This window comes from Nostoc sp. (assembly GCF_036917195.1).
In the GTDB taxonomy this organism is placed as follows: domain Bacteria; phylum Cyanobacteriota; class Cyanobacteriia; order Cyanobacteriales; family Nostocaceae; genus Nostoc.
Map to the genome: position 1 here is coordinate 1 of NZ_JBALDG010000042.1, position 16,660 is coordinate 16,660.

Sequence of the window (16,660 nt, forward strand, 5' to 3'; positions counted from 1 at the left end):
TCGCTTAATTTGTGATTTTTCTACTTTTTTGCTTTGGCTGTTCTCAACTCAGCTTCTCTGAGTTATTTTGTGCTTCTTAGTCTAAAGTCCAGTTAGTTAGGTACAGCTTGGCGTAAAACTGTGACAATTGAGAGGGAGGCAAAAAAAACGCAGAGGTAACGCAGAGGTTTGATTTGTGGCAATTGTTTTCGTTAGGAATGAAACAAAGTCTGTACTAAGCTTATGGGGCGTTGCTGAATCATGGGATGATTTCGCCCAATTTGGAACAAATTTTCAATGGTTTCAACCGCCAATTCATCCTGCATTTATGCAACGCCAGAAATTGAAACGTGTTTGGGGTGTAGCTGCTTTACTTGGACTTGTGAATTGTAATTAACCAAAATTCTTATTAGAAGTAGCTAAAATTACCCAAAGTGAGTTATTTCAAGAGCTACAGACATAAACTGAACTCCTGCGATCGCATCGCAATTGATAATCGCTACAGCAATATACAGATAATTATGAACTCACTTAGCAAATTGATCAACTCAAGCGATCGCTTGCAATACAGTATAGTTGTAAACAAATATTGGATGGTAACTTTAGGGCGATTTTGTTAAAGTATAAAATCTGTCAGAACGTATCTGAGTCCCATTTCGCCAAACTTCCACTCTTTCAGGGCTAACTAAATAATAAAAACTACCATTATCGGCTCGATATCTGCCTTTGCCAATATTCAAAGCTGATATCTTTATCGGCTTACTTGGATCTTGTTTCAACTGCCCAATATAAAATAACTGACCCTTTTCTTCACAGACTTTTACACGAATACTTGCAGTCTCACCCTCAATGATGGTAACTCCATTGCATTCAGTATCAGTGCTTACAGGTGCAAAATCTATTGGAATTGGCTGTGAAGATGAAACTTGCTTTGCCATTGGGGGGGTCGAGACTGGGCGGTTCGGGTTATCCGCTTGCTGAACTTTAGAAGCAGGAGCAACACTTGCAGTTAAGGATGTCAACAGACGAAGGGGGTCAACTGCTATTCGACCATTTGGATGAACTTCAAAGTGCAGATGAGGTGCTGTACTATTGCCTGTAGATCCCATCTCAGCAATAATTTGACCTTGAATGACCTGTTGACCCTTGCTCACTAACAAACGGCGATTGTGACCATAAACAGTGATGCTCCCGTCAAGATGTTTAATAGTTATAGCATTGCCTAATCCCCAATTATCCCAACCTGCTTTAACAACTGTACCAGATGCAGCAGCAACAATAGGAGTTCCAGATGCCCCTGCAATATCAATTCCTTCATGTTGATATTTGTGGAAGCCTTGAGAAATAAATCCTTGAGTCGGCCATATTAAGTTAGAAGCAGGGATAGGAGTTTGTCCAATTGGGGAATCGTCTGCTAACTGTGTTAGGGCAGATGTAGTTGTACTTAATATGAGGGTTAAGGATATTAACCCAATTAGTCCATAAGTGCAGTATCGATAAACGGTAACTTTTTTCATAAGTTGCAAGCCTATTAAAACAATAATTCAGATAGTTTCTGATTATTTGCTGTTTCAAGCTAACTCGGAAAATATCAGGAAATTAAATACTGCACTTTTTTTATTTAGTAGCTATGGCTTCTCTAAGACCTTCGCTAAATACTTTGGAACTATAAGTGTAATATCTGCCTCGTATGCCAGCCACCGACGCATCGAACGGCGGCATACGTTTATTGTGATTCTTCCCTTCTGGCTCAGGACTTAGTGTAATTATCGATTACTTTGGCTAAGTCTGGCACTGCTTCTTCTACGTGCTTTTTGGCTGAACCGCGAAGTTTTTCATAGGTTCCTCGCACGATTTGGCGCTTTACGTTCTTAGCTCTAGCATCGGTAACACCCAGTAGTGCGTCTGCTGTATGAGAGCGATTCCCACTAAGGTATTCAATTGGATCGCCTTTCTCTACGCCTTCATTCCAGATGGGATCAAGTGCTGTGAAGCACTGTGGCAGAATCTGCTCAACGACGTAAGGGATATACCCTGGCTTAACCCCCTTTAGGGCGGCGAAGGCAGTTTTCAAAGCGATGCCGCTCATACCTGACTTGGATGCAAGCTGTCCTTCGATCATCTTGCAACAGTCATTTATCACCATAGCCTTTTTGGTCGGGTTCAAAAGTCCCTCACTAAGTCCCATTTCACTCTTCCTTATCTAAGTACTTAATTTCTATTCAACTAATTTTTTTAGCAAGCAGGAAATTACAGAAAATGTTATCGCGTTTGGGGTCTTCCCAAGTAGAGGAGCCAGCCTTGTAGGCGGGTCTGACGACTTGAGCGGACTGGCGTCAAGTGGCGCGTGAGTTCCATTCGTCAGGGAAGACGTGTTTTTACACTCATTGAGATGCTCCTCTTTAGTGCTTAGAAAATAAGGACTTAAGTCCTTACTACGAACTTGCTTACGTATAAATTTAAACTTGACAGACTACTAGCGCTGGTAAGCCTTTTTGGGTTGCCCTCATCCTCTAACCCCTTCTCCTGAGTTGGGAGAAGGGGAACTAGAAGGGATTTAAGTACTGTGACGCGGTTGATTATTACACAACCTTTGTGTTTGCGTACAGTTTCTTAGAGAGGGCAATGGCAAAAGTCAGGTTATCCCATCCTGCTGAGACCTGAGTTGTGTCTCTGGCTGACTTGAGCCAGCAGGCAGAGCTTTATGTTCAGATGCCGAAGCTCCATTAGGAGAATCTGGAGGCTTTGAACCTCCCGATCGCTTCTGAGAAAATATAGCCTGAGCCAGAGTCTTGACTAAGATGTAAAGAATTGGCACTAAGAACAAACTCAAGAATGTTGAAAGCATCAGCCCCCCAAAGAGCGCTGTTCCTAAAGACCAACGGCTGCTGGCTCCAGCCCCTTGAGAGATCACCAAGGGCAAAAATCCTAACAGCGCTGCAAAAGAAGTCATTAAGATGGGTCGCAGACGTTCTTGCCCAGCTTTTACCGCCGCTCGCGTGTAGCTCATGCCCTCCTCATGCAGTTGATTGGCAAATTCCACGACTAAAATCGCGTTCTTTGCGGCTAGACCAATCAAAGTCACCAAACCTACCTGGCAATAGATATCATCCACCACTTTGGGGAAGAGGCTACTTGCCATGAAAATATTGGAACGTAACCAAAGTGCTGTCATCGCTCCCAATACTGCTAAGGGAACCGTCAGCAAAATAATCAGCGGGTCAATGTAGCTTTCATACTGAGCCGATAGCACCAGAAAGACAATTATAATCGCTAAACCAAAAATCAGACCTGTAGCTCCCCCAGATGTCTTCTCTTGGAGATAAGTCCCTGTCCACTCGTAACCAAATCCCTGAGGCAAAACTTCTGCTGCAACTTGCTCCATCGCTTTAATTGCTTCTCCAGAACTAGAACCAGGAGCAGGAGCGCCCTGGACTTTGATTGACCTGTACAAGTTATAATGCGAAATGGTTTTTGGTCCCACAAAGGGAGTAACTTTCACCAGATTACTCAACGGAATCATCGCCCCACTTGCAGAGCGAACATACAGCTTGCCAACATCGTCTGGATTAGAGCGGAACACTCCATCTGCTTGGACATATACTCGATACTGTCGCTGTCCCTGCACAAAGTCATTCACATATTGCGACCCCAAGTAACTTTGCAATGCCCCAAAAATGTCGTTGAGCTCGACGTTGAGAGCTTTGGCTTGGTTGCGGTTTACTTGGATGTCAAATTGGGGAGTATCTGCGGTGAACTGAGTGAAGACTCGTTGTAAAACAGGTTTTTTATTTGCCGCCGCAATGAATTTGTTAGCAGTATCAACCAGGGTTTGAATCGGCGCACTTCCGGTTTTGTCTTGAATGATAAACTCAAAACCACCCGTAGTACTTAGCCCTCTAACCGGAGGAGCATTCACAGCGATCGCTCTGGCTTCTGTAATTGCAGAGAGCTTTTTGTTCATCCTCTGAAGTATTCCATAGACAGACTGAGATTCTAGAGTTCTCTCTTTCCAGGGTTTCAGGTTAGCAAAGGCAATGCCTAAATTAGAAGCATTGCCATCGAAACCAAAGCCACTGATCATAAAACTAGCTTGAACTTCAGGAAGCGATGTTACTTCTTTGACAACCTTGTTCATCACAGATTCGGTGTACTGCAAAGAAACCCCATCAGGCCCCTGGACAATCACAAAGAAGTAACCCTGATCTTCCTCTGGAATAAATCCGGTAGGCACTGCTCTATACATTAAAACCGTTGCTACTAAACCAGTAATGAAAACCCCAATTACAATCGGCTTGACATGGGTAAGGTAGCTAACAAACCCGACATAGCGGCGTGTGAACCAGCCAAATCCTCGATTAAACTGCATAAAAAACCAGCCTAAAGGACCCCGTGGAGTCTGAGCTGGGCGCATCAAGATGGCTGCCATAGTCGGAGAGAAGGTTAAGGCATTGAAGGTCGAGATGCCAATGGAGCAAGCAACGGTTAACGCAAATTGTTTGTAGACAATCCCAGTAGTGCCCGGAATGAATGCAACTGGAATAAATACCGCCATGAGTACAAGTGAAGTGGCAATGATTGCCCCAGTTAACTCTTTCATCGCTTCGACAGCAGCATCAAAGGGCCTCATGCCCTGCTCTAGTTTGACTGCAACTGCCTCCACCACAATAATGGCATCATCAACGACGATACCGATCGCCAGGACGAAACCAAATAAGGTCAGTGTATTAATCTGAAATCCTAAAACCAACAGAGCCGCACATGTCCCAATCAGGGAAACGGGGATCGCAACAGTGGGAATGATCGTGGTCCGCCAGTCTTGCAAAAAGACAAAAATTACCAAGACCACCAGGATAATCGCCTCAACCAGAGTGTGTACAACTTCTTCTAAAGAAATTTCTACAAATGGAGTGGTATCAAATGCCAACTGTGCTTTTAGTCCAGGTGGAAAACTCTTCGATAGTGTTGCGATCTGCTCTTCAACAGCATGGGCAACGTCCAGGGCATTACTACCTGGAAGTTGATATATCCCCAAACCCACGGCTGCCTTGGGAGTATTTCCTGGTAGGGTGAATTTGGCATCAGCGAGATAGTTCTCTGCTCCCAGTTCAACTCGACCGACATCTCTGACCTTAACTAGGGTGCTATTAGTGTTGCTATCAGTGGTGCTATTAGTGTTGCTATTAGTGTTGCTATTAGTGTTGCTATTAGTGGTGCTATTGGTGCCACCTTGACTTACCTTTAGCACCATTTCCTCAAATTCAGCCGCATCTTTAAATCGGCTGGTTGCCCGTAAAGCAAATTCAAAGCTTTGATTATCTGGTGCTGGTTCCTTACCAATTGCCCCTGCACCCACCTGAATATTTTGTTCTTGCAGGGCAGTTACTACATCTTGAGGAGTTAGTTGATGTTGGGCAAGCTTGTTGGGATCAAGCCAAAGACGCATGGCATATTTGCGCTCTCCAAAAATCGTGGCTTTTCCTACACCAGGAAGCCGTTTGATCTGATCGAAAATAAACAGATCAACATAGTTACTGATAAAAATGTTGTCATACTCATTATTTTCTGAGTAAAACCCAAAGACGAGAAGGAGACTGCTGGATGCCGTTTCAACGGTGACACCTGTTCGTTGAACAGCATCTGGCAATTGAGGGTCAGCAAGTGTTTCTTTATTTTGAACGTTTACTTGAGCAATATCGCTATTGACATTAGTTGGAAAGGAGACAGTTATATTGCTCAAACCATCATTACCCGTATTAGAAGATATATAAGATACATCTTTAACACCATTAATTTGTCGCTCAATAATGTTGGTGACAGTACTTTCTGTGGTTTGAGCATCCGCACCAATATTGTTGGAGCTAACGGTGATTTGCACCGGGGCGAGGTCTGGTAGCTGAGAAATTGGCAGGATCGGAATACAGATGCTTCCCAGCAGCAAAATGATGAACGTACAGACCGTCGTCAGGACTGGACGTCTGATGAAAGTATTGACAAACATAAATTAGGGAAAAGTCAAGACTCATTAGTAAGGTAGTAGCTTTTTATTAATATAAGAATTTATTAAGGGTTAGTGTAGGCGATCGCGCAAAATTGCTTATAGAGTACTGGATATTGGGTATGTTTTCCCTGAATGTTGACACCAATGTAAAGATATAACCTCCTACTGTGTGTTGTATCCAACCGAGAAACCTCTGCCAATACGGTTTGGTTAATAATCCCCCGTCTGCGGCGACCCCCTTAAAAAGTGGGTAAAAAAGGGTTATGAGCAAGCCTTTTTTAGGGGTGTCACTTGCTCCCCTTGGAGGGATCTTCAAAATCTTAAAACGTAAACCGAACCGGATTGAAAACCTCTCCAAGAAGGACATAGAAGCGGAAAAATTTTTCTTATGGAAGATGCAGATTCAAAGCCTCTCTTTGGTAAAAGAGAGGTGATTTGGGTTAATCAACTGAAAAATGCGCTAATGAATTAAAATTTCTAATTATCTTTGCCATTACCCTGAAAATTTAACAAATGATCATCATTCACCCAAATTGCTTGTTGAGGCACAGAAATGGAAATTTCAGCTTGGTCTAAGGCAACTTTCAGGCGGCGGCGAAACTCCCGTGCTACATCCCATTGTTTGAGAGGCTGTGTTTTAATCCATACACGAATAATCAAACCGCGATCGCCAAATTGATCTATTCCCAAAACTTGCGGCGGCTCCAAAATTTGAGGCTGCCATTGTACTTCTTGATTCATCTGGGAACCAACAGTTTCAATCAATTTCAAAGCCTTTTCTGTATCGGCTTGGTAGGCGATCGGGATTGTTAAATCAGCTCGTGACCAACGACTAGAAAGATTGGCAACAACTTTAATTTCACCATTGGGAATCGTGATCAAGCGCCCTTCCGAATCCCGCAGTTGGGTCATCCGCAGATTCAGATTTTCTACTAAGCCTCCCACGTCTCCCACACTAATCACATCGCCTAAAGCGTACTGGTCTTCTAGAATGATCAAAAAACCGTTAATCGCATCTTTAATTAAGTTTTGTGAGGCTAGAGACACTGCAACACCAACTAAACTGACACCCGCTAGCAAGGGAACAATATCTATCCCCAATGACACCAGCGCTAGCAAGAAGCCTACTCCTACCCAGATGCCAGTAGCGATGCTTTTAGTCACGCCAGAAAATGTAGAAACTCGCAGTTGCAGCCGTTCAGAACTTTCTGGAGTCAATAAAGCACCACTGCTGATCAGAGTGGTAGTGAAGCGGTCAATCAGGGCGTAGGTAAAACGGATCGCTACATAGGTTCCTAAGAACACGACAGATAATCGCAAAGGAAATTGGGCGGCTGTGAGAATTCCTACCTGAAATGGTCGTGTATAGGGAAATAGACCCAAAATAAAGAAACTTCCACCTCCCCAAATTCCGGCTTGAGTTAGCTCAAACAATCGTCTTTTGACTTCTTGGAGATGCTGCTTTTGCCGTTGATTCAGTTGTGTTGTAATTGGTTGAGCTGCTGCTACTGCTGGTGAAATTGGGGAGTTTAGGGGCCTTGTGGAGGGTTGGGAGGCAATGGGGTGTAATAAATCTTTTTTGGAGCGCCTTTGCCAGCTATATACCCCCCAACTCATCACAATCATTGCCAGTCCAATGCCCGCAGCAATTTTACCTTGGTCGATTAAAGATTGAGTTTGTCTTTCTTGCTTTGCTTTTTGCAAGTCTTCTTGTAACGAATCCTTTATTTGCTCTGCTGATGTCCGTATATCTACCTCTCGCAATCCAGCATCCTCAGAAGTGACCGTCATCAGATATTGGTCGTTGACATAAATTACTGGTAAGTCGTTTACTGTGCGAATTTTTACGTTGAGTTCCGTTTTTGCTGGTGAGTTAATGTAACTTTGGCTAATTTTCTGCAACTTCTTTTGAATATCTTCTGAACGCTCAGGAAAGTTGGCTTTTGATGCCGCTATCTGAAATAACCGCCGACCATCTAAATAAATCCAGCCTGTAACAACTCTATTATTTGAATCATTACTTACACTGCTAGGAGCTTGCAGCTGCGGTAACAAAGGAATTTGGGCTGTGGCTTTTGGCACAGATACAACCGCTATGGCCATTGAACTAGCGATCGCTAAAAATTGAAAGCGCACTTAAACACCTCCTTGAGTAAAATCTACTATTGACTACTTCTATAACCATCCTCTGCAATTACTTTTTGTAAATGTACCTATCTAAAGTTGAAGTTTTACGATTAGATGATTAAATTTTGATATTTTTTTATTCTCTATCTTTAGATAGATGACAATATACTTTTAATTCAGAGTGTCAAACTGAGAAGAGTCTTATTCTTACCAAAGATAAAACAAAAAGGAAGAAGCTGGGGATGAAGTTGACATTCCGCTGATCAAACGTCAAGCTAGTTTTGAGGACTATTGACTAGTAGTTTGCTAATTCCAAGCAAAAATTGCCAGTAGTAGAATAACCTAGTAGAGTGCGTAAACTTTACGTAACTTTTTTAATTTTTTGAGGTAACTTTTGATGACCGCAACTTCTCCCCGATTAAAGCACGAGGTTAAAGACCTCGGCCTAGCTGCCTTGGGAAGACAGCGCATTGAATGGGCTGGACGCGAGATGCCAGTTTTGCGGCAAATCCGCGATCGCTTTGCCCAAGAAAAGCCCTTTGCTGGCTTAAAGCTTGTGGCTTGCGCCCACATTACAACCGAAACAGCACATTTGGCGATCGCTCTGAAAGCCGGTGGTGCAGATGCGCTTCTAATTGCTAGCAATCCCTTATCAACGCAAGATGACGTAGCAGCTAGCCTCGTCGTCGATCATGAAATTCCCGTCTTTGCTCAAAAAGGCGAAGATAACGCAACTTACAGCCGCCACGTTCAAATCGCCCTAGATCACCGCCCCAACATTATCATTGATGACGGTAGCGATGTGGTTGCCACATTAATCCAAGAGCGCCAACATCAAATAGCTGATTTGATTGGCACCACTGAAGAAACCACAACGGGAATTGTGCGCCTCCGAGCCATGTTCAAAGATGGCGTTCTCACCTTCCCCGCAGTGAATGTCAACGATGCTGATACCAAGCACTTCTTTGATAACCGCTATGGTACTGGGCAATCGACCCTAGACGGCATTATCCGCGCCACAAATATGCTGCTGGCTGGTAAAAACATTGTCGTAGTTGGTTACGGCTGGTGTGGTAAAGGTACAGCCCTCCGCGCCCGTGGTCTGGGTGGTAACGTGATTGTTACTGAAGTTGACCCCATCAAGGCAATTGAAGCCGTAATGGATGGTTTCCGCGTCTTACCAATGGCAGAAGCTGCTAAAGTTGGTGATTTGTTTGTCACAGTTACTGGTAACAAGCACGTAATTCGTGCCGAGCATTTCGATGTGATGAAAGACGGTGCGATCGTTTGTAACTCCGGTCACTTTGATATTGAACTTGACTTGAAATACTTGGCTTCTCAAGCTAAGGAAATCAAGGAAGTGCGTCCCTTTACCGAAGAGTACAAACTACAAAGTGGTAAATCAGTTGTCGTTCTCGGACAAGGACGTTTGATTAACCTAGCTGCGGCTGAAGGACACCCCAGCGCGGTTATGGATATGAGCTTTGCCAACCAGGCTTTAGCTGTTGAATACCTAGTGAAGAATAAAGGTAAGTTAGAACCTGGCTTGCACTCAATTCCCATTGAGACGGATCAAGAAATTGCTCGACTCAAGTTGCAGGCTATTGGAATTACGATTGATAGCCTAACTCCAGATCAAATTGAGTACATCAATTCTTGGACTACTGGGACTTAATGATTGATTAATTGATTTTTTTGGGGGATAGGCTTTTGGGCTTATCCCTTTTTTTGTGTTTCGCGCATACTGCAAACCCGCAGCTTATACCGAGTTGCGTTCAAAAATATTAGTTTTGGCAGGCAGGGGGAGCAGGGGAGGCAGGGGAGAAATACTACAGATGATTGCAATTTGGTATTAAATGCAAATAGTACGAGATACAACCAACATTCTGCACTTCATTTTGTAGTAGTTATACATAGCGGCTTAGAGATAAATCCTAATCAATTCAAAATCATTACTTTAACAACATGACCAGGGTTAACTTTTTCTCCTTTTTCTTCACCTATTAAATCATTAATTATTTCTACCAATCCAATGCTGGACTCAATGCTATTTCTGATCATTAAGCCTCTGTTTGCTATTCTTTGTTTAGTTCCTCTGTACTATATTTTGGCTGTGTGACAGTTGAGGGTGCGGAATGTGGGATAAATGTTGTGAGTCTTCTAAGTGAGAAACAGAGATGAGAATCTTAGTCATTGGGGCAACGGGACCGACGGGACAGCAGATTGTCGAGCAAGGTTTAGCCCAAGGACACGAAGTAACTGCGCTAGTTCGTAATCCCGACAAGTTTGAAATGCAGCACAATTCCCTCCAAATTGTGAAGGGGGATATCCTTGACTCCGCCTCACTAGATGCGGTGCAGCAGCAAAATGCAGTCATTAGCTCATTAGGCACTAAAAAAATCAGTCTTGAATCTGTGACACTGTTTTCGGAAGGCACAGAAAAGTTGCTTCAGGCAATGAAGCGTCACAGCGTCAAGCGATTAATTTGTATCACTGGACTTGGAGCAGGCGATAGTAAAGGTCACGGCGACTTACTATATGACAAGCTGATTCTACCGCTGATATTGAAGCGAATCTACGACGACAAAGATCGTCAGGAAGCCGAGATTCGTCAGAGCAATCTGGATTGGGTAATCGTTCGTCCAGGAATATTAACCAATGACCCGGCAAAAGGGAATTACCGAGTTCTGACTGACTTAACAGGAGTTACGGCAGGGAAAATTTCGCGGGCGGATGTGGCGGACTTTGTCCTACAGCAACTCACCAGCGATCGCTATCTGAACCAAACACCCCTCATTTGTTATTAACGGAGCTAAAAAATATGGCAAACCCAACAGTGCTGATTGCTGGCATCAGCGGCGAATTAGGCACCAAGATCGCCAACGATCCATATTGACATTATCAACGACAAAATCTGGATTCAAAGAGACGGTATAGAATACGGTATATAACGAACTTGTTAACGCTAGTATTCCTAAAAATCAAATTGTTCTCGCCTTTCAACCAGCCGATATTAGACAGTATACTGAATTTGCAGTTACTTAATTAAGTGTAGTTGAGTAGGTGCGTTATTGTCGTTAACGCACCTTACGAAAGTTCTAGATTCTCAAGTCTAAGATCCTAAACTATTTGAAGTAGGAACAGGGTTATCACCAGGAAGTTATTAACTCTTCGCTGTCCGGCTGAAGACTCGATAGTATAGCCATGTACTAGTTTCCTTTAAGGGAAACAGCAGATAGGTGAGAGGATTTATTGTCACAATAATATTTCGGAAGTCTCGCCGAGCCAAAAATAAGATAGCACGAGCAACTTGCTGTGCAGACATCACTCCATAAGGATTCAGTTGACTCTTAAATGGGCCAAGAATTAACTTGCGAATTACACAATCCCCGTCCAAACGCTTGAGGGTAACAATATCTCCTAGCGATCGCTTGCTGAGTTCATAAAGCGGACTCAGCGCTGGAGAAACCTCAGCTTCAGAAGTGTTTACCCAGATTTCCTTCGTTGCTTTTGCTTGTGGGCCTGTCACAGTTGTCAAAAATACATCCATCAACCGCAATGCTGAAAAGGTATTCACTTCATAGGAGGAGTTGATAGCCTCTGGTGTGCGGCTGGCGTAGACATTGATTCCGTGGTTGATAATTAAAATATCTACTTTCTCTAAACTATCCCTCAGTTCAGCTTCGTTACCTAACTGCCAGGGAACCACTTTCACCCCAACTTGCTCTACTAATTTTTCTGGATTGGTGGTTAATGCCACGACTTTAGCATTATTCTTTACAAGTTCAGCCGTTAATGCTTGCCCCAATGCTCCTGATGCTCCGGTTAAAGCGATGGTTTTCCCCTTGAGAGACAGTCCTGTACCAAGAATTTTATCCACTAGGGGAAAGACACCACTGTAGTAAGCGTTGACATTATCAAAATGATGCCGCCAATGGTAAGAGCGATTCACCCACCAAATCGATGGAATTGTCTCTAAAGGGCCGGGTAAGTGGTTGTAGTCTGTATCAATTTTTCCCTGGAAATATCGCAAGGACGCGCCATATAAAAAGGTGCAAGCATAAGCTACTCCCACCCATAACCCCATTTGCTGGACAATTAAGGCAATGACCACCAATACCAGCAGCAGTAGACTCGACTCTAAAATGTCGTGATAGAGCTGAGATTCTTGATAAACTTTCGGGGAAACTATCGATAAATCCCGGCGATAGGCCATGTGGTGCTTGTTGTGCCATTTAGCAAGCCAATTGACTTGGTGACACAAAGCATGGTAACTGTCTCTCAAGACCTCAGCGAGTAAAAGTGAAAAAAGTCCCCAAGTAGCAAACTCTAAGCTGGCATTTAGCCAAACCCAATTAATTTGTAATCTTGCTTCAATTCCAATCAAGTTTTCAGATAGCATTTTTATCACGTTTGTCTATACTCGTTTTTCTTAATCATTCTTCATGATCATCTGATAAAGGTGCATTAAGGTCGAGTCTAGAGCAAACAAAAATCAAATAGACTTATTGTCATCCTACCAACTATCCCTATTTAGCCACAATATCCCAGTTGACTTTCAGATAGCCAGGTTCAATGTGGGTAAAGTGTTTGCTCAACTGCTGATGTGCTTTTGGTAGGGCGTGGAACGGAATTGATGCGTACAAATGATGCTCTGCATGAAATGACATATTCCACATGAAAAATCGCGCCGGCCAGAGGGTCAGCGTTGTGCGTGTATTCGTTAGCAGATTTGCGTCAAGAGTGCAACCTGTATGTTCTGCTAACAGAATAAACCGCAGAATCGGTTGACCTACAAGGAGTGGTAACAGCCAATAGAGGAAAAACCAAGGCTGACCAACTGCAATTGAGATAGCGATCGCACCTGCATAAATACCTAATTGCCAACGTGTGGAGCGAATAACTTCGGCTCGTGCTGCTTCTGGTACAAATGGAAAATCGTCAAATTGAGCAGTTGCAACCTGAAAATGCCCACATATTTTACCCCACCACCACGGTAAACCGCTAATTATCAACAAGTATTTACCCCGGTTGCTCGGTTTGGGATCGGTCAATTCCGTATCTTTGTCAGGAACGCGAGTATAGCGATGATGCCACTTATGATAACGACGAAAAAACGCGCTGTTGTAAAATGAGAGCAAGCCGGAAAACCAAGCCACAGCATCATTGAAACGATTGTTAGCAAAAGCTGTTCTGTGAACACATTCATGCATCGGTGCAAACATCGAAGCCAGACTGAAGCCGTAGATTACCAGTGCTGGTATAGCCACCGACCAATTGCCGAAGTTTGTTGCCCACAGGTAGCCACTACAACCCATAACAGTGAGATGAAAAGCCAGTTGAACTAGTGCTTTGCTGTTGGAGCGATCATTTAGAAGACTTAATTCCTGTATAGTGAGAATTTGGTTAAGTTTTTGCTCATTATTAGCTTTGGATTTCAATAATTTAGATTGAATAATTGCTTTATTAGACATAATTTTAAGTAGGCCGGCGTGAACAGTTGCGCGTGGGTTCCTTTCTAACTCAATACGCTTGGGTTAAGGCTTAACTCTTTATCAAATTCAATTTTTTTAACGAACCGCCATCGCGCAGCGTCTCGCAGAGAAGGGCGCATTCGCGTAGCGTCTCGTAGAGAAGAACGCAAAGGAACAGAAGGAAGAAATGCTTAACTGAATTGTATTGTTTTCTAACTCCTGAATTCTAATGTAATTTTAATATACACCGTGGATTTAGCTGACCACACCAGCGCGAAAAATTTGTTCTGCGGTTAAATTCAATTCTGGGAAAGTTGGTGATTGAATACGGTCATTACCTCGAAATTTCTTAATTAGATACTCACCTTCTTCCAAACAGCAAACCAAGATAGTAGGCTGTTTTGGCTTACCAATAAATTCCCTACCACCCAATGCAGCATAGTCCACAATCCAGTATTCAAGAATTCCCATTTCCTCATAGTCAGCGTATTTTTTGTGGTAATCATCACGCCAATTGGTACTCACTACTTCTACTACTAAAGGAATAGATGCAGCAAGGCTTACAGTAGATGCTTTTTTCCACAGAAGTTCGTTTCCTAAATTGGGCTGATTTAGTATCAGGACATCTGGTGAATAAGCTGATTCGTTTTCAAGTGGTTTGACGAATACTGTTTTTGGGATGAGATAAGGAAGATTTAAGCGGTCTAATTCGACACTAAGTTTTCTGACTACAAATCCAACGACCTCTTCATGGTCGCCTGTTGGTTGTGCCATCTCAACAATTACTCCATCATGCAGTTCATAACGTCGTTGTGGGTTGTCTGGATATTGAGCAACAAATTCATCGAATGTAACTAGTTTGCGTAAAGCTTGAGTCATGGCTTTATTCCTCAGGGAGGGAGAGCAGGGGAGCAGAGGAGCAGGGGAGGAAAGGGAAAGAAAAAAGGTTTATTCTAAGCGTATTGCACCAGAGGTGGGGACACAAGGATGCGGAGAATATTTACAATCAGTAATTAATAAGACTCGTGAATGAGTCTTTTATACTCGCTGACGAGTCTTTGATACTCGTGAATGAGTCTTTGAACTCCGTTAACGAGTCTTTGATACTCGCTGACGAGTCTTTGATACTCGTGAATGAGTCTTTTATACTGGCTGACGAGTCTTTGATACTCGTGAATGAGTCTTTGAACTCCGTTAACAAGTCTTTGATACTCGCCGACGAGTCTTTGATATTCGTGAATGAGTCTTTGAACTCCGTTAACGAGTCTTTGATACTCGTGAACAGAGTTTTTGTATGAAATATTCTAGTTTCTACATTCTCAAGTGTCACACTACGGATTTTCGACGTTTGGAGACTGTGGATTTACGATCGCACCAAGCACCCAACCCAGGCGATCGCAATTATGGGAAAGTTAATGGAAGTGAACTATCAAAAATAACCATAATACATAAAAAACTCCCCTCTGGAATGAAGGGAGTCAAGAGTTAGTGATTAAAAATTAGCTTTACTGGCTGAGTAATCCAATAGCCATTTCCAAGTGAATTTTAGCTTTGTGTAAGTTCAGCAGGTTCTCTTGGTCATACCTATCTGGGTAATTCATTCTTTTACCTTCCATTGTGATTTTGATTAATGCTGCTTGCTCATCAGTGGGTGAGTTCATCTCATCTATCACTCCCTCAAAAAACTGGATAACGCTCAAACCGGGAGATTTTAAGCCTTTTCCTTGTCTTAGCTGCTGTAATGCTATTTGGGGGAATACCAGCAAAGATGTGATGTAGGAAACTTTATATCCGGGGTTTCCTGTTGGCTTGATACCGTATCGACGGCATAAGTCACGTAACTCTGGAACAGTTTTGATTTCAAGTTGCGATCGTGTAAACATGGAATTACCATTTCTCAAAAGTGGTATCGGTGGTGAACCATTTGTCAGGATGAAAACACCACCGATAAAAAACTCTATTCCTTTGCTTCCAAAAGAATCAAGCTATATTTATATCTCTCAACAATGCCCAATCCTAAAGGTAATCCACAGAATTTTGAGCCAATTAGGTCAACTAGAGACAAACCATTGACTGAGAAAATGAATATACGTATGACTAAGGAAATGAAGGAAGAGGTACAGCAACAAGAGAACCCTCCTGAGTTTTGCAGAGAAGCTATTCAAGAGAAGCTAGATAGAAATAAGGGTAAGAGTAATCCTTAATCATTTGATCAGCCGCAACAGGCGCAAAAGCATTCCACCCTGACCCCCTTGTGCTAGATAATGATGACGATGTTGGAAAGAGGTAGAGAAGATACCGTTGATAACTTTTCACTTTCTTGATGATAAGTCCCATTAATTAGTTTTCAGTGAGGGCAGCATCTGGCTTTTTAACTTTGTAATTCATTTGCCAACGTGAAAAGAGCTGCTTCAACCCAAAAAAGGAATTGAGGAAACATGACTTTAGTAACTCACCGTTTCATCGAAACCAACGGCATCAAGATGCATATTGCCGAACAGGGGCAAGGTCCATTGGTCATCTTGTGTCACGGCTTCCCAGAATGTTGGTACTCCTGGCGGCATCAGTTATCAGCATTAGCTGAAGCAGGGTTCCACGCAGTTGTCACCCAAACCATCAAAAACGCAGAAGAATAAGGAAGGAAAAACGGGCTTTGTCCCAGTCAGAGCCAGATGGGTGATAGAAAGAACCAACTCTAGGATGGAACGATGTAAAAGTTTAGTCAAGAATTTTGAGAGAACTCTTGCTCATGCAACCACCAAGCTTAATCTTTGTTTTGTTCGCCTCATGCTTAAAAGACTAGCGACTGGTTAGATAGATCCCAAATGGGTTTTATATATCCTTGGACTCCATAAACCTGTCAGTTCACAGATAAGGGCACTCTACTGCCGAGGCAAGGTCGGTTCAAGTTATCCGGAAACTTCTCAACGTCTCCCCTCTATCAGGTTTGTGCGATGCGATTTGCTTTGCAGCAACGCTTCGTCATCGCTTTCAGCCCCGAATCATCCCGAATCAATCTTCCAATTAGGCGTATAACCAGAAGTAACTTGGCTATACATTTGCAAGACCGATGCAGAAA

The 16,660-nt window shown here is 43.0% G+C and carries 17 protein-coding genes and 1 pseudogene; 9 read left to right on the top strand and 9 right to left on the bottom strand.

The annotated features are described in order from the left end of the window. Positions 1-175: 175 nt before the first annotated feature. Positions 176-376 (top strand): hypothetical protein, encoded by a 201-nt coding sequence (locus V7K40_RS14695; RefSeq protein WP_334960744.1) that lies wholly within the window; start codon positions 176-178, stop codon positions 374-376. A 205-nt stretch (positions 377-581) separates the two neighbouring features. On the opposite strand, the gene V7K40_RS14700 is transcribed toward V7K40_RS14695, so the two are convergent. From V7K40_RS14700 to V7K40_RS14710, 3 genes are all read right to left on the bottom strand, one after another. Further along, positions 582-1,496: a M23 family metallopeptidase gene (locus tag V7K40_RS14700; protein WP_334960746.1), complete on the bottom strand. Its 915-nt coding sequence runs from the start codon at positions 1,494-1,496 to the stop codon at positions 582-584. A gap of 233 nt (positions 1,497-1,729) precedes the next feature. Next, a complete protein-coding gene (locus tag V7K40_RS14705; protein WP_334960748.1) occupies positions 1,730-2,167 on the bottom strand; it encodes a hypothetical protein in 438 nt (145 codons plus the stop codon). Positions 2,168-2,614: 447 nt separating this feature from the next. Then, positions 2,615-5,980 carry an efflux RND transporter permease subunit gene (locus V7K40_RS14710; protein WP_334960750.1) on the bottom strand — a complete coding sequence of 1,122 codons (3,366 nt, stop codon included), beginning with the start codon at positions 5,978-5,980 and terminating at the stop codon, positions 2,615-2,617. 263 nt (positions 5,981-6,243) lie between these two features. On the opposite strand from V7K40_RS14710, the gene V7K40_RS14715 reads away from it, so the two are divergent. Continuing rightward, the gene (locus V7K40_RS14715; RefSeq protein ID WP_334960753.1) at positions 6,244-6,414 is read left to right on the top strand and encodes a hypothetical protein; all 171 of its coding nucleotides are present in this window, start codon (positions 6,244-6,246) and stop codon (positions 6,412-6,414) included. A 43-nt stretch (positions 6,415-6,457) separates the two neighbouring features. Here V7K40_RS14715 and V7K40_RS14720 read toward each other — a convergent pair whose 3' ends face one another. Then, on the bottom strand, positions 6,458-8,116 hold the full coding sequence (locus tag V7K40_RS14720; protein WP_334960755.1) for a mechanosensitive ion channel domain-containing protein: 1,659 nt from the start codon (positions 8,114-8,116) through the stop codon (positions 6,458-6,460). A gap of 388 nt (positions 8,117-8,504) precedes the next feature. Here V7K40_RS14720 and ahcY point away from each other — a divergent pair, with 388 nt between their 5' ends. Next, positions 8,505-9,782, top strand: a complete 1,278-nt coding sequence (ahcY, locus tag V7K40_RS14725; protein ID WP_334960757.1) for an adenosylhomocysteinase — start codon at positions 8,505-8,507, stop codon at positions 9,780-9,782. A 263-nt stretch (positions 9,783-10,045) separates the two neighbouring features. On the opposite strand, the gene V7K40_RS14730 is transcribed toward ahcY, so the two are convergent. Continuing rightward, positions 10,046-10,168, bottom strand: a complete 123-nt coding sequence (locus V7K40_RS14730; protein ID WP_334960759.1) for a DUF4277 domain-containing protein — start codon at positions 10,166-10,168, stop codon at positions 10,046-10,048. 116 nt (positions 10,169-10,284) lie between these two features. Between V7K40_RS14730 and V7K40_RS14735 the strand changes: the two genes are divergently transcribed. Further along, positions 10,285-10,914 carry an SDR family oxidoreductase gene (locus V7K40_RS14735; protein WP_334960761.1) on the top strand — a complete coding sequence of 210 codons (630 nt, stop codon included), beginning with the start codon at positions 10,285-10,287 and terminating at the stop codon, positions 10,912-10,914. A 78-nt stretch (positions 10,915-10,992) separates the two neighbouring features. Continuing rightward, a pseudogene (locus tag V7K40_RS14740) lies at positions 10,993-11,152 on the top strand (element excision factor XisI family protein); the annotation flags it as partial. 118 nt (positions 11,153-11,270) lie between these two features. Here V7K40_RS14740 and V7K40_RS14745 read toward each other — a convergent pair. The 3 genes from V7K40_RS14745 to V7K40_RS14755 form a co-directional block, all read right to left on the bottom strand. Next, positions 11,271-12,509 carry a bifunctional sterol desaturase/short chain dehydrogenase gene (locus tag V7K40_RS14745; protein WP_334960763.1) on the bottom strand — a complete coding sequence of 413 codons (1,239 nt, stop codon included), beginning with the start codon at positions 12,507-12,509 and terminating at the stop codon, positions 11,271-11,273. Between the two features lie 127 nt (positions 12,510-12,636). Further along, positions 12,637-13,581, bottom strand: a complete 945-nt coding sequence (locus V7K40_RS14750) for a fatty acid desaturase (RefSeq protein WP_334960765.1) — start codon at positions 13,579-13,581, stop codon at positions 12,637-12,639. Between the two features lie 255 nt (positions 13,582-13,836). Beyond that, positions 13,837-14,460, bottom strand: coding sequence for a Uma2 family endonuclease (locus V7K40_RS14755; RefSeq protein WP_334960767.1), 624 nt, complete (start codon positions 14,458-14,460; stop codon positions 13,837-13,839). 146 nt (positions 14,461-14,606) lie between these two features. Here V7K40_RS14755 and V7K40_RS14760 point away from each other — a divergent pair, with 146 nt between their 5' ends. Then, complete coding sequence (locus V7K40_RS14760; RefSeq protein WP_334960769.1) at positions 14,607-14,879, top strand: hypothetical protein; 273 nt, start codon at positions 14,607-14,609, stop codon at positions 14,877-14,879. Continuing rightward, complete coding sequence (locus V7K40_RS14765) at positions 14,876-15,070, top strand: hypothetical protein (RefSeq protein ID WP_334960771.1); 195 nt, start codon at positions 14,876-14,878, stop codon at positions 15,068-15,070. The genes V7K40_RS14760 and V7K40_RS14765 overlap by 4 nt, the downstream gene beginning before the upstream one ends. Before the next feature lie 16 nt (positions 15,071-15,086). Here V7K40_RS14765 and V7K40_RS14770 read toward each other — a convergent pair whose 3' ends face one another. Beyond that, the gene (locus V7K40_RS14770; RefSeq protein ID WP_334960773.1) at positions 15,087-15,464 is read right to left on the bottom strand and encodes a hypothetical protein; all 378 of its coding nucleotides are present in this window, start codon (positions 15,462-15,464) and stop codon (positions 15,087-15,089) included. Positions 15,465-15,587: 123 nt separating this feature from the next. On the opposite strand from V7K40_RS14770, the gene V7K40_RS14775 reads away from it, so the two are divergent. Together V7K40_RS14775 and V7K40_RS14780 are read left to right on the top strand one after the other, a co-directional pair. Continuing rightward, positions 15,588-15,785: a hypothetical protein gene (locus V7K40_RS14775; protein ID WP_334960775.1), complete on the top strand. Its 198-nt coding sequence runs from the start codon at positions 15,588-15,590 to the stop codon at positions 15,783-15,785. Between the two features lie 234 nt (positions 15,786-16,019). Beyond that, positions 16,020-16,217 (top strand): alpha/beta fold hydrolase, encoded by a 198-nt coding sequence (locus tag V7K40_RS14780; protein WP_334960777.1) that lies wholly within the window; start codon positions 16,020-16,022, stop codon positions 16,215-16,217. Positions 16,218-16,660: the final 443 nt, after the last annotated feature.

Excerpts from the sequence above, each read along its gene's own strand:
- V7K40_RS14700 (WP_334960746.1), bottom strand. The coding sequence starts at position 1,496 with ATGAAAAAAGTTACCGTTTATCGATACTGCACTTATGGACTAATTGGG.
- V7K40_RS14705 (WP_334960748.1), bottom strand. The coding sequence starts at position 2,167 with ATGGGACTTAGTGAGGGACTTTTGAACCCGACCAAAAAGGCTATGGTG.
- V7K40_RS14710 (WP_334960750.1), bottom strand. The coding sequence starts at position 5,980 with ATGTTTGTCAATACTTTCATCAGACGTCCAGTCCTGACGACGGTCTGT.
- V7K40_RS14715 (WP_334960753.1), top strand. The coding sequence starts at position 6,244 with ATGAGCAAGCCTTTTTTAGGGGTGTCACTTGCTCCCCTTGGAGGGATC.
- ahcY (WP_334960757.1), top strand. The coding sequence starts at position 8,505 with ATGACCGCAACTTCTCCCCGATTAAAGCACGAGGTTAAAGACCTCGGC.
- V7K40_RS14730 (WP_334960759.1), bottom strand. The coding sequence starts at position 10,168 with ATGATCAGAAATAGCATTGAGTCCAGCATTGGATTGGTAGAAATAATT.
- V7K40_RS14735 (WP_334960761.1), top strand. The coding sequence starts at position 10,285 with ATGAGAATCTTAGTCATTGGGGCAACGGGACCGACGGGACAGCAGATT.
- V7K40_RS14745 (WP_334960763.1), bottom strand. The coding sequence starts at position 12,509 with ATGCTATCTGAAAACTTGATTGGAATTGAAGCAAGATTACAAATTAAT.
- V7K40_RS14750 (WP_334960765.1), bottom strand. The coding sequence starts at position 13,581 with ATGTCTAATAAAGCAATTATTCAATCTAAATTATTGAAATCCAAAGCT.
- V7K40_RS14755 (WP_334960767.1), bottom strand. The coding sequence starts at position 14,460 with ATGACTCAAGCTTTACGCAAACTAGTTACATTCGATGAATTTGTTGCT.
- V7K40_RS14765 (WP_334960771.1), top strand. The coding sequence starts at position 14,876 with ATGAAATATTCTAGTTTCTACATTCTCAAGTGTCACACTACGGATTTT.
- V7K40_RS14770 (WP_334960773.1), bottom strand. The coding sequence starts at position 15,464 with ATGTTTACACGATCGCAACTTGAAATCAAAACTGTTCCAGAGTTACGT.
- V7K40_RS14775 (WP_334960775.1), top strand. The coding sequence starts at position 15,588 with ATGCCCAATCCTAAAGGTAATCCACAGAATTTTGAGCCAATTAGGTCA.
- V7K40_RS14780 (WP_334960777.1), top strand. The coding sequence starts at position 16,020 with ATGACTTTAGTAACTCACCGTTTCATCGAAACCAACGGCATCAAGATG.